9 protein-coding genes and 1 tRNA gene are annotated in these 12,086 nt (G+C 49.2%); 3 read left to right on the top strand and 7 right to left on the bottom strand.

Annotated elements, in window-relative coordinates; translation table 11 throughout:
• Positions 1-14: 14 nt before the first annotated feature.
• The 5 genes from MPET_RS14805 to MPET_RS04645 form a co-directional block, all read right to left on the bottom strand.
• Positions 15-275 carry a winged helix-turn-helix domain-containing protein gene (locus tag MPET_RS14805; protein WP_225353868.1) on the bottom strand — a complete coding sequence of 87 codons (261 nt, stop codon included), beginning with the start codon at positions 273-275 and terminating at the stop codon, positions 15-17.
• Between the two features lie 263 nt (positions 276-538).
• Complete coding sequence (locus MPET_RS04660; RefSeq protein ID WP_013328859.1) at positions 539-1,630, bottom strand: endonuclease NucS domain-containing protein; 1,092 nt, start codon at positions 1,628-1,630, stop codon at positions 539-541.
• 136 nt (positions 1,631-1,766) lie between these two features.
• Positions 1,767-2,303 (bottom strand): hypothetical protein, encoded by a 537-nt coding sequence (locus MPET_RS04655; RefSeq protein ID WP_013328858.1) that lies wholly within the window; start codon positions 2,301-2,303, stop codon positions 1,767-1,769.
• A 142-nt stretch (positions 2,304-2,445) separates the two neighbouring features.
• Entirely contained in the window at positions 2,446-3,555 is a 1,110-nt protein-coding gene (locus MPET_RS04650) for an FIST signal transduction protein (protein WP_013328857.1), read from the bottom strand.
• Positions 3,556-3,567: 12 nt separating this feature from the next.
• The gene (locus MPET_RS04645) at positions 3,568-3,768 is read right to left on the bottom strand and encodes a hypothetical protein (protein WP_013328856.1); all 201 of its coding nucleotides are present in this window, start codon (positions 3,766-3,768) and stop codon (positions 3,568-3,570) included.
• A 230-nt stretch (positions 3,769-3,998) separates the two neighbouring features.
• Between MPET_RS04645 and MPET_RS04640 the strand changes: the two genes are divergently transcribed.
• Positions 3,999-6,725 (top strand): cation-translocating P-type ATPase, encoded by a 2,727-nt coding sequence (locus MPET_RS04640; protein ID WP_013328855.1) that lies wholly within the window; start codon positions 3,999-4,001, stop codon positions 6,723-6,725.
• Here MPET_RS04640 and MPET_RS04635 read toward each other — a convergent pair.
• A complete protein-coding gene (locus MPET_RS04635; protein ID WP_394295952.1) occupies positions 6,707-7,570 on the bottom strand; it encodes an ATP-binding protein in 864 nt (287 codons plus the stop codon). The two genes, MPET_RS04640 and MPET_RS04635, sit on opposite strands and share 19 nt — an antisense overlap.
• Before the next feature lie 14 nt (positions 7,571-7,584).
• Complete coding sequence (gene cooS, locus MPET_RS04630; RefSeq protein ID WP_013328853.1) at positions 7,585-9,567, bottom strand: anaerobic carbon-monoxide dehydrogenase catalytic subunit; 1,983 nt, start codon at positions 9,565-9,567, stop codon at positions 7,585-7,587.
• A gap of 224 nt (positions 9,568-9,791) precedes the next feature.
• Between cooS and MPET_RS04625 the strand changes: the two genes are divergently transcribed.
• Together MPET_RS04625 and MPET_RS04620 are read left to right on the top strand one after the other, a co-directional pair.
• A tRNA-Glu gene (locus MPET_RS04625) sits at positions 9,792-9,866 on the top strand.
• A 241-nt stretch (positions 9,867-10,107) separates the two neighbouring features.
• On the top strand, positions 10,108-12,036 hold the full coding sequence (locus tag MPET_RS04620) for an ATP-dependent nuclease (protein WP_013328852.1): 1,929 nt from the start codon (positions 10,108-10,110) through the stop codon (positions 12,034-12,036).
• Positions 12,037-12,086 lie beyond the last annotated feature (50 nt).

The following is a 12,086-nucleotide window of genomic DNA, read 5'->3' as shown; positions in this document are numbered from 1 at the left end:
TGAAACCTGCGGGTTTACTCATCTGCATTTCCTATTATTTTCCAATAGCCGCCTTTCTTCGGGCCGACACGTTCAAGGCGCCCCGAATCCTTTAATTTCCGGATCTGCCATTCAATTCCTTTCTGCGTAATACCGATCCGGCGGGCCATGTCCCCCATGCTTATGGACGGATCGGTTGAGATCAGGGAGAGGATTTTAGTGCTGGTGTCTTCCCTAGTTTTTTCCCTAGTTTCTTCCCTAGTTTCTCCCTGTCCAACAGCACGAGCCCTGTGGATTATCGATTAAAATATTTTTTTCGGCTCTTCGCTGTTTCATTGTTTATAGATCTTATTCAGGCAACCCCGGCACCGGCGGCGGGCCGCCGGACGGCCCCTGCCCAGGGGCCTTGCCCTAAGATAGTCATCCCACGGCACGCTCAGGAGACCGGCAAGGGTCTCCCGAGCTGTTGAATTTGGTTTTTTTTGACATATTCCGTACACGCCATGAATTTACCGCGGCCCGCAGCGAGGGGCTGTCAAATTTCGTGAAGAATATCCGGTCAGTCATCAAGTTTGAAGCGTTCGGTCAGTTTATCCAGTGTAAATTTATTTCTTAGTTTAAACGCACTGTTCTGGTTTGCCATTAATCCTTTGACCCAGAATGGTTCTTCTTCCCGGAGATGCTCTATCCACCTGACCCGGACGGCATAATAACAAAGATCAGGATTGTCCAGGTTGTTCCTCAACGGTTCATATTCGAGAGGCAGATCCAGGATCGGTACTTCTTTGTCTTCATACTGGACATGGAAATCCTTTATCGGAACACTTTCGGCAAGAACCTCTCCCACTGCAAGATATCCTTTTTTCGGGATCATGGCGAAAATGCGGGCACCGGGGAAGAGGTTTGCCAGTGTCTTGCTATACCAGACACCGCCTCCGGCCGTAAAGAAATTGTATTTTATTAGATCATTGTAGGATGATTTCCCGTCATTCACATCGATGTTCACGACAAAATCCCTGCCGTTCCACGGCTCCGTCTTCTGTCCCTTTGAATAGCTGAGCCGTTCTTCCGCCTCTTTGGGATCAATGAGCCAGCTTCGCGAGAGGTATTCCGATCCGGAATCCGAGAAGAACCTGAAAAAGGCGACATTAACCGGGACGTTATAATTATCCGACAAATAATTGAGGATGCGTTCGGTCTCGTTATCGAGCTCCGAGCACACAATTATCATATCGTGCTCTTGGTTGATCTTTTCGGGAGGTGAAGTCCCGAACTTCTCATCGAACAGAGATTCAAACTCCTTGTCACCCTTGTCATTATAATATTCATCGCAGATCTCTTTCAAATCCGTATACGAAAGATCTTTTATCCACGATGCATAATCAAGAACCTGGGCGATGACCTCACGGGGAGTTTTGTCCTTTTTCAGCTCGATTATCGTGATCTTCCCTGTCTCATCGATACCGAGCATATCGATCTTTTTCCCGAAGCCGGTCAGTGTCTGCCGCCCGATCAACAGGAGATCGCTGTCAAGTATGGAGAGATCCCCGCAAAGGATATCTTCAAGTCTCTTTTCGGAATCAATAGAGGAATATTCGACCTTTTTGACATTTTCGGAGGAGACATTCCAGATTCCCACCTCAATCGGCATATGAATCAACTTTAGATAAAAAGAATATAATATTTTTGATATTACGGGATTATGTCAAAAGTAATTTGTGCAACAGGCTGTTGCACATCGGGAAGTTTTTTATTTCCTTCTTTTTCCGCCGGACATGCATTCCGGATCAAAGAGAACCATACGTATTCATAAGAAAAATAAACGGGCTGAGAACAAGGCACACCACGGAGACCACCATAGACGTTCTCTTCAGTATTCCCCCCAATCCCGCAACTCCGAGGGCCACTGCGGGAATAAAGTGCTTCCCTATCGATGCGGAATGTGCCACAGTCATCGAACCGGTGATTGTGTCCGGCGAAATGGCTGATACCAGAAGCTGTATCATTGGAACAACAAGCCAGAAGATAATGAAGGGAACGATGAACGAAGCGATGAATACTTTATACCGGAAAGATACGAAATAATCCTCCGTCTCGGACATTTTTTCTTCATCGAAGAGACCGGTACCGCCTGTCCCGAGATAGACGATCAATATCGGGGCGACGAAGATTACCTGGTTGAGATCCGCATTATAGATCCCGAATCCGGTTACAAGCACCGAAGATACTGTCATGAATGCGATCAGCAAAAGGGCAGTCAGCACGATCCGGAAAGTGAAATTGTTCCTCAGGTCGGATGAGATATAATTGTTGATTTTATTCATATTGCTCTTTTCCCGGCTGAAATATTTTAAGGCCCTGAATTATATTCTATTCGACATAAAAAAAAGTTCCTAAAAATTGATTGGGGTGAGATGAGATGAGAAATTGAATTTAATATGAGATGAAGAGAGGTGTGAGAAAATCTCACCTGAAGACCAGCATCGTTGATGTCTGGTTTATGTGGCCTATGTATTCCTCGCCGTAGGTGCTGAATCCTATTGCAGGAATATCTTCGAACACTGCTCCGTACTCGGCGGTCTTGCCGGTCGCTTCGAGCTCCAGTGTCCTGAGAATGCAGTGGAAGTTGATCAGACCCGAGATATTCTTCAGCTCGTTCTTTTTGTCCTCGACCGCGTCCTTCGTGCTGCTGACGATGTCCCCGGCCTTTAATATATTCAGCTCCATGCCTTCGATTATGTTGCAGTAAAACCTGACTACCGAACCGTCGACGATCTGCTGTGGGCTCCTGACGAAAATGTCGTCATCCGTGATTACACCGATTGGATGGCTCATGAATAGTTCGGGAAGTTTTTCAACGGTTACCCCGAGCTGTGCCGCGTATTCCTCTGCGGCTGGTTTTCCGTTGAACTCGATAACCTCGCGGGTCTCTTCGTTGACCTTCGTGGCAGTCATCGTCTTGTCGAGTGCGGTGAAGCTCTGGGTCTTTATGATATCGAACCCGTTCGCCGGTTTGAGTACCGCAAGAACCGCCGCGTTCGTATACGCCTTTCCGTCCGCAAACACCCAGGTCTTCTCGAACTTCACGTCGTCGCCGGCAGAACCCCCGATGAACGTCACATTCGTCAGGTCGCCGATCCTGTCCATCACCTTCTCCTCGGAGTTGCTGAGTCCGTCGGCGATGATGATTCCTACATATTTATCGAACTCGAGGTCCGACATGGGCTTTCCGAAATATTTCCCGAAGGACTCAAACGCCTTTTCGATTTTTTTGGTATTCGCCGGATCTTCGACGACCTCGATGGAGATGTCGGATATCATTTCGGAAGAGAGGCCCATCGCGACGATCGAATTCTTGAGCATTTTGCCGCTGATTATCTCTCCCGCCGTCGTGCAGCCGATAACTGTCGCACCGGGGAATTCATTCTTCACGAGCTTTGCGGTCTCTTCTGCCGGATAGCTGGACGATGAAAAAAATACCACCGCTTTCAGACCGGCCGTTCCCAACTTGTTCTTTATCTCCTCTATTGCTTCGCTGACGTCTGTTTTTTCCGAATACGCTGTTAATGCTTTCATAATATATCCTCCCTAAAGTTTGATTCCCATCTCCGTCGCTACGGATCTGATCTTCGCGATAACCTCGGGGTCGTCATCCGAGTGGCTGTCGTACTTTTGAGGGTTTATCCCCTTGAGGATCAGTTTCGTCCTTGTCGTTGTGGCGACGGTCGGGTTGCCGCCCGATTTCAGCTCGATCAGCTTGTCGATCATCTGAATAATTTTGCCTGACATAGTATTACCATTGAAAATGTTTGCAACGTTGATATAAAAATATAATCAATTTTTTTCATCAATATTACAGATTAAGTAAACATTTTTAACATTATTGAATCTTTTTTGGAAAAATCTTTCATTCCGAAATGTTGGTGCTTCATGGTGTTCCGGATTGTGATGCAACAATAATCTTCAGGCAACTGCCTCCGGCATAAGCGTTATCAGCAATAATGATAAACTGCTGAATAATGGCCGGAGATCACGGGGGACAGAAAGAGTCATGGCATACGCTCGATGCCGCCGCGGTCATGGAGAAACTTGCGACATCTCCCCAGGGACTGACTGCGGACGAGAGGAGACGGAGGCTCGCTGAGTACGGTAAAAATGAGATTAAAGAGGAGAAAAAAGTCTCGCCTCTCGTCGTCTTCCTGAGACAGTTCCGGAGCATACTCATCGGAATCCTGATCGCGGCCGCCCTCGTCTCGGTCTTTCTGGGCGAGATCGTCGATACGATAGCCATCATGCTGATCGTGATACTGAACGCGGCAGTCGGTTTCGCGAACGAATGGCAGGCGGAAAAGGCGATCGACGCCCTCAAAAAGATGCTCGGCCTCAGTGCAACGGTTCTCGTCAACGGGTCCCAGGTAGAGGTCGATTCGAAGGATATAGTCCCCGGCGACGTGCTGGTCCTCGAAATGGGGAAGAAGGTTCCCGCCGACGCTTACGTGATCCATTCGGCGACCCTCCAGGCGGACGAGTCCGCACTTACCGGTGAATCGGTCCCGGTGGAGAAGGCGGTCTGCAGCCTCGAAGAGGAAACTCCGCTCTCCGGTAAAAGGAACATGGTCTTCATGGGAACCACGATCGTCAACGGAAGGGGACGGGCGGTCGTTACCGCGACGGGGATGAATACGGAATTCGGGGAGATCGCCGGGCTCACGGAGAGCATTAAGGACGAGGAGACGCCACTTTCGAGACGGCTCAATGTTCTCGGCAGGCAGATCAGCATAATCTCCGTCCTCGTCGCCGTGCTGATCGTCGTTGCCGGATTGCTCCAGAACAGGGAGCTGCAGGAGATGTTCATGACCGCAGTCTCCCTCGCGGTCGCCGTGATTCCCGAGGGGCTCCCCGCCGTCGTGACCCTGACTCTCGCGATCGGGATTCGGCACATGTACAACAAGAAGTGCCTCATCCGCCACCTGAGCGCCTCTGAGACACTCGGGACCGTATCCATAATCTGCACGGACAAGACCGGGACGCTCACGAAGAACGAGATGACCCTGAAGGAGATCTATACGCCCGGGCATTTCACGGATGTCGGCGGGGCAGGCTACGAACCGGAGGGCGACTTCACGAGGGACGGGCAGGTTATCGACCCGACTGCTGACGAGGGCATCAGGGCCTTCCTCAGGGCGGGACTGTTCTGCAACCATGCGGTACTCGAAGAGATGGACGAAGAGTGGAAGATCCTCGGGATGCCGACCGAGGGGGCGCTGGTGGTCGCGGCTCACAAGGCGTGGATTCCCGAATACACTCTCGACATACAGAATATCAAAAAGGAGTTCTCGTTCGATTCGTCGAGAAAGCGGATGACCACTATACTGGATGCGGGTGGAAACAATCACGCGTATTCGAAGGGTGCACCGGAGGTAATCTCCGGCCTTTCGTCGTTCTACCTGAAGGACGGGGAGATCCTGCCGATGGACGATGCCGCACGGAATGAGTTCCTGGAAGTTTACGAGTCGATGGCGAAGAAGGGCCTGAGGGTTCTCGCGGTCGCGGAGAAAGAGCTCGGGAACGAACTCCCGGAGACTGCGGAGGAAGGGGAGAAGGATCTCGTCTTCCTCGGTTTCGCCGGCATCATCGACCCGCCGAGGGAGGAGGTGAAGGAGGCGCTTCGGACGTGCGACTCGGCAGGAATCGGCGTCATTATGATCACCGGGGACTCGGCTCTTACTGCAAAGGCGGTCGCGGATTCGGTCGGGCTCGAGAGCGACGGGGTGCTCGGGGCGGCCGATATCGACGAACTCTCAGACGAGGAGCTTGCGGACAGGCTCTGGAAGACGAGGATTCTCGCGAGGGTCACGGCCGAGCACAAGCTGAGGATCGTCGGGATTCTCTCGGAAGCCGGGGCTGTGGTCGCGATGACCGGTGACGGGATCAACGACGCTCCTGCACTGAAGAAGGCGGACGTGGGAATCGCGATGGGCATCAAGGGGACGGATGTCGCAAAGGAGGCGAGCGACATCATCCTCGTCGACGACAACTTCGACAGCATTGTCGAGGGAATCCACGAGGGCCGGAGGGAGTACGACAATATCCAGAAGTTCACGAGATACCTGCTATCGTCCAATATCGGGGAGATCATCGCGATCGCCGGCGGCCTCCTGATGAACCTGCCGCTGGTCCTCCTGCCGATCCAGATATTGTGGATAAATCTGGTGACCGACGGGGTCGCGGCCCTTGCGATCGGTGCGGAGCCGGCGGAGAGCGACATCATGAAGCACAGGCCCCGCGAGATCGACAGGCCGGTTCTCGACAGGAAGGCGATGCTGATGATAACGGTCATCGGGGCGTGGATCGGGCTCCTGACGCTCTTCGTCTTCATCCGGTCGTACGAGGCGGATATCGACGAGGCCCGGACGATGGCGTTTACGGGGATTATCATATTCGAGCTGATTAACGTGCTGAACTTCAGGTCGTTCAGGTGGAACCTGACCAATATCGGCATCCTGTCGAACCCGTTCATAGTCGCGGCACTTGTCGCGAGCGTCATAATCCAGGTGGCGGTCATCTATATCCCGTGGTTCCAGGTCTTCCTGAGCACTGTTCCGATGCCGGCAATGGACTGGATCATCCTCGCGGCACTCGGCCTGCCGCTGCTCTTCGCGGGAGAGTTATACAAGTATATCGTGAGAAAAAAAGGTGAAAAGATTAAGCCGGGGCGGGAGCGGGGCTATCTCAGCTCCTCGTAGAGTTCCCGGACGGATTCGGAGAACGGGGTATTCATATCTTTTAAGCCGGTGATGTCCGGTTCGCGGTCGATGACTTCGTCGTCGAACGGGATGTAGCGGACCGAGCTGAAGGCCGAAAGATCCCCGATGAGCCTTTCGGACTTTTCTATGTCCGCCTCGGACCGGACCCTGTTTACGACTAGATGGATGTCCGGGATCCCGAGCTGTTTTGCGAGTTCTGCGGAATGGAGAGCGACGGATATCGAGTTGAAGGACGGCTCGGTGACTACGATCGCGGTCGAGAATCCTTCGGCCATCGATCTCCCGAAGTGCTCGACGCCGGCCTGGGTGTCCATGATTATGACCTCGTCGTCCCTCAGGCGGATGTAGCCGACGACACTACTCAGGAGGGCGTTTTCCGGGCAGAGGCAGCCGGTCGCGGCGAGCGAGATGCTGCCCATCACGAGGACGCTTATCCGGTCGGTGACCTTCACTCCGAACCTGTCGACGACATCGGCGACATCGGGGTTGAGCCTCATCATTCCGCCCCACCCCTCGCCGGGCCGGCAGCCGATCTTCTCCTCGATATAGTCGGCATTCTTCGAGAGCGGGACTATCTCGGATGCCTTTTCGGGCGGATAGCCAAGGGAGAACGGCAGGTTCTGCTGCGGGTCCTCGTCGACAGCGAGGACATTCCTGCCGTCGTCCGCGAACATCGCGGCAAGGAGGGCGGAGATCGAGGTCTTGCCTACTCCGCCTTTTCCCGCGACGAAGATTCTCTTCCCGCCGTCGGGCTTTCGCAGGGAATGGCTCCGGAAGTATTTCGTCGCCTTCCGGATGTTGTCCGTATCTTTCGCCAAATTCACACCTTACATTACGTTCAGATGCCGAGCGCCTTCCTCTTCCCGTCTATGTACTTCGTTATCAGTTCTGCGGCTGCCACGGGGTCGGGCTCTACCGCGAACGATGCGTTGACGACGCCGTTGAGCCCGCTTGTCAGGAGTTTTACGACATTATCGCTTCCTGCGATCTTGGGCATTACGCCGAGGACCGTGTAGACGCCGGACGCCACGAAGTACGAGCCGATGGATACGGCCTTCTGCGAGTACCACTCGGGTGCTGCTCCCGCAACGGGGAGCTGGTCGATCCCGACCCCGAGGGCCTTTGCAAGCTCCGCAAGAAGGACGAGTATTCTCGAACAGTCGACGCACGATCCCATGTGGAGAACGGGCGGGATTCCGAGCTTCTTGCATACGCCTTTCAGTCCCGGCCCGGCGAGGAAGGCGGCCTCGGGCATGAGGAGACCTGCCTTTCCGCAGGCGACCGCTGCACATCCCGTCTCGACACAGAGGATATCGTTTTTAATTAGCTCCTTTGCGAGCGTTACATGCCCGTAGTCGTGCTGAACCTTCGGGTTGTTGCACCCGACGATCCCGACGGCTCCGCGGACATCGCCGGATGCTATGACGTCGATGAGCGGCTTTACGGTTCCGCCGAGCGCTTCGACTATGGCCTCGACGGAGAATCCGGCCATTAGGTCGACGGGCTTTCCGGGGATGAGGACTCTTTCGGGAATCCTGTTCGGGAAGTTGTTTATAGCCATTTTGACGATGGCCTTCGCGGTGTCGTAGGCGTTCTCCGGGTGGAAATCGAAGTAGTACGAGCCGACGACCTTCGACTTCTCGCTGGTGGAGATTATCTTCGTGTGGTAGCAACTCGCCGTTCTGGGAAGCGACGGGAATATGCACTGGTAGTCGATGACCATCGCCTCAAGTGCCCCGGTCGCGATTATCAGCTCCTGGTTGAAGTGGTTTCCGGCCATCGGGACTCCCTTTCTCATGAGGAGTTCGTTGCCGGTGCAGCAGAGGCCGACGAGGTTGATGCCCTTCGCACCCGTCTTTTTGGCGAGATCCTTCATGTCGGGGTCGTCTGCCGCCCTGACGATCATCTCGGAGAGCATCGGATTGTGGCCGTGGAGCGAGATGTTGACGTGGTCCTCCTTTAAGACCCCGAGGTTGACCTGCGACTGGTTAATAGTGGGGGTTCCGAAGAGGACATCGGAGATCTCGGTTCCCATCATTGATCCGCCCCACCCGTCGCCGAGTGACGCCCTCAGCCCGTGGAGGAGGATGTTGGCGTAGTTCGCACCGACGCCCATGTGGACCCTGTGCATGGCCTCGACTATCTCGCGGTCGACACTCCGGGGGACGATCCCGGCGGCCTTCCAGAGTTCTTTCGTCTGTTCGGGTGCACGGTCTGCGAACGTGACTTTGTTCTTGAAGGTCCCGAATTCGTAGAGGAGCTGGCGGCCGACGTCGGTTGCGATCTCCTCCTTTTTTCTTCCCTTCGTTTCGACGCCCAGTTCGGCGGCGATCTTTTCGAGCTTTTTGACATCGGTTATCTCGTATCCCTGTGCTTCGCCTGTTCCGGTCTTATACAGGGTCTCGACGATGTCCCTTCCGTGATCGGAGTGAGCCGCGGCTCCGGTTACAAGCGTATCCAGCAGATTTCTTGAGACGATAAGATCAGCGTCTGCGCCGCACACACCTCTTTCGCGGTGATGCTCGGGGATGATCCTGCACGGCCCCATCGCACAGCGGCTGCATGACACTCCGTCGGAACAGTACCTGCACTGCGGCTGCTGCATCTCGAACCGGTCCCAGACGGTCTCGATTCCCTCTTCCATCGTGTGCTTCAGCATCACCTTCGCGAGTTCGTCGATCGTCCGCTCGTTCGATTTTTCTTTGATCACCTTCGGGTTCATCAGGGACATCTTTGCGCGATCCAGCTCGCAGGTGTCCAGTTTCCGGTCCACGAGGACGGGAGCCGGAATTTTTTTCTCCGTTTTCGCCTTTTTCTCCATATGCTATACCCCTCGATTAGGCACACTCATGATGCCTATATGGCGAAATGATATCACATAATATATAGCGGTTTGCCAACCGGCGGAGTTTTGGTAATATTTCCGGGAACAAGCGTAGCAAAAAGGATGAAAACATTTTTTTCGGCAGAGGGGGAGGGGATGTCCGGGCCAAATAATTAGATTTAAGTATAGATCTGCCCTATATTTTAAGGCACAAATGATTTGCTGATATAGTGTAGTCCGGCCAATCATGCAGGACTCTCACTCCTGCGACTGGGGTTCGAATCCCCATATCAGCACTCTGTTTTGAAGTTAAATGCTCTAAGAAAAAGATTGAGCAAAGGAACCAAGATTATTTCGAAAAATTTAAACAAGACACTCTGGTATAAAAATTGAAGTGAGCTAATTCATTTAAGTCACTATCATAACTTGGTTCTGTTAAAACAGAATACGTTCAATTATTCTATTTATTTTTTAATAAATTTACAATTTTGAAACTGGATAAAAAAGTAAAAGAACTCATATTACTCAGTTGATAATATGCATCTCTCCAATCTTAAAATCACAAATTTCCGTTGTTACGATGAAATTGGCATAGATCTCGATATTAAGAAAGGATTAACCGTTTTTGTTGGAGAAAATGATTCTGGCAAAACAGCAATTATTGATGCAATTAGATATGCAATAGGAACACGTGATCAAGAATGGAATAAAATAAAAGATACAGATTTTTATAATGAAGATACGTCAAGAGAAATAAAAATAACATGTAAATTTGAAGAACTTTCACAAAATGAAAGTGGAATTTTTTTACAATATTTAACATATGAACAAACTGGAGAATCAGTAAAAGAGGTTCTTTATTTTAATTGGTCAGCAAAGAAGAAAATCATTGGCAAAAGGGAATTTATCTCGACTGAAATTAGTTCTGGGATAAAAGCAGATGGCCCATCATTCAATGAAGACACTCGCGAATTGTTAAAAACCACATACCTAAAGCCTCTTCGAGATGCTGAAAATGCAATGAGTTCTAGAAAAAATTCAAGATTAGCTCAAATTCTAAAAAATATAGATTCTATAAAAAGTGGAAAGGATAAATACGAAAAAGAAAGTGATTTAAAAGATTTATCAGTTCTTGGTATCGCAAATCTTGCAGATTCATTACTTATAAATCATAAAGGAATCAAGGAAACAAAAGAACAGATAGATAACAATTTATCCGATAAATTTCTTTTAAAGCAAGATAAAATTCAATCAAATATTGAAATTAAGGGGAAAACAAACAATACAGATCAACAACTAAAGCAAATGCTAGAGAAATTAACCCTTAATATTGAAAAAGAAGAACTATGTTCTGGAACTCTGGGATTAGGAACAAATAATTTACTATACATGGCTTGTGAATTATTGCTTCTTCAACAAGAAGATGATGGTAATAAGATGTTACTTCTAGAAGAACCAGAATCACATATCCATGTTCAGAGACAATTAAAAATACTGAAATCACTACAAAATGAAGCAATTAAAAATAATGTTCAAATACTTACAACCACTCATTCCCCAATTTTAGCATCCGTAATTAAATTAGAAAATGTCGTATTAATTCAAAATGGAAAGGCCTTTTCTTTAGGAAAAGAACATACAAAATTGAAACCTTCAGATTATTCATTCCTAGAACGTTATTTGGACGCTACTAAAGCCAATTTATTTTTTGCTAAATCTGTGATAATTGTCGAGGGACCATCTGAAAATATTCTTCTGCCAACTATCGCAAAGATATTAGATTGTGATTTTGCAGATTATGGAGTTTCCATTGTAAATGTTGACGGGACAGGTCTAAGTAGATACGCCAAAATTTTTCAACGAAGTAATGAAGATGAAGAATTCGTCAATATTCCTGTAGCCTGTATTACAGATTTGGATATTTTACCAAATTGTGCCCCAGAAATCTGTTTGAATGAGGAATATAAAAACCGAGATAAGTGGCCAAAAAACAGGCGTTGGAAGGTTAAATCCGAATTTGATGATGAGGGCATTGAAAATAAAAGGAAAGAAATTAGAGAAAAATGTGAGGGTCAAAATGTAAAATCCTTTGTTTCAGATGAATGGACTTTTGAATATAATCTTGCTTTTGCTGGATTGGGAAAAGAAGTATATATTGCAGCAAAATTGAGCAAAATTGATGAAGAATTAGTTTCAAAAAAGGCTTCATATGAAGACTCTTATCATGAATACGAAGAAGAGTATTCCAAAACAATTGAAAAAATTAATGATCCTGAAGAGAAAGCTTCGTATATACATTCAGAATTTACTAAAGGTACAAAAGCATCAAAACCAATTAGTGCTCAATATCTTGCAAAAATATTGGATGATAATTATTCTAAAAATCCGGCTGAACTACAAGAAAAACTGCCCAATTACATTTTAGGAATGTTTAATTACCTTTTCAATGATGTGATAAAATCTTAAAATTACTCAATGTAAGGGGGAATTAATATCAAAAACAATGTAAAGTTTTT

Origin of the sequence: Methanolacinia petrolearia DSM 11571, from assembly GCF_000147875.1 — an archaeon.
Taxonomy (GTDB): domain Archaea; phylum Halobacteriota; class Methanomicrobia; order Methanomicrobiales; family Methanomicrobiaceae; genus Methanolacinia; species Methanolacinia petrolearia.
The sequence above is the reverse complement of the archived record's forward strand: the minus strand, read 5'-3'. Positions and strand labels throughout refer to the sequence as shown.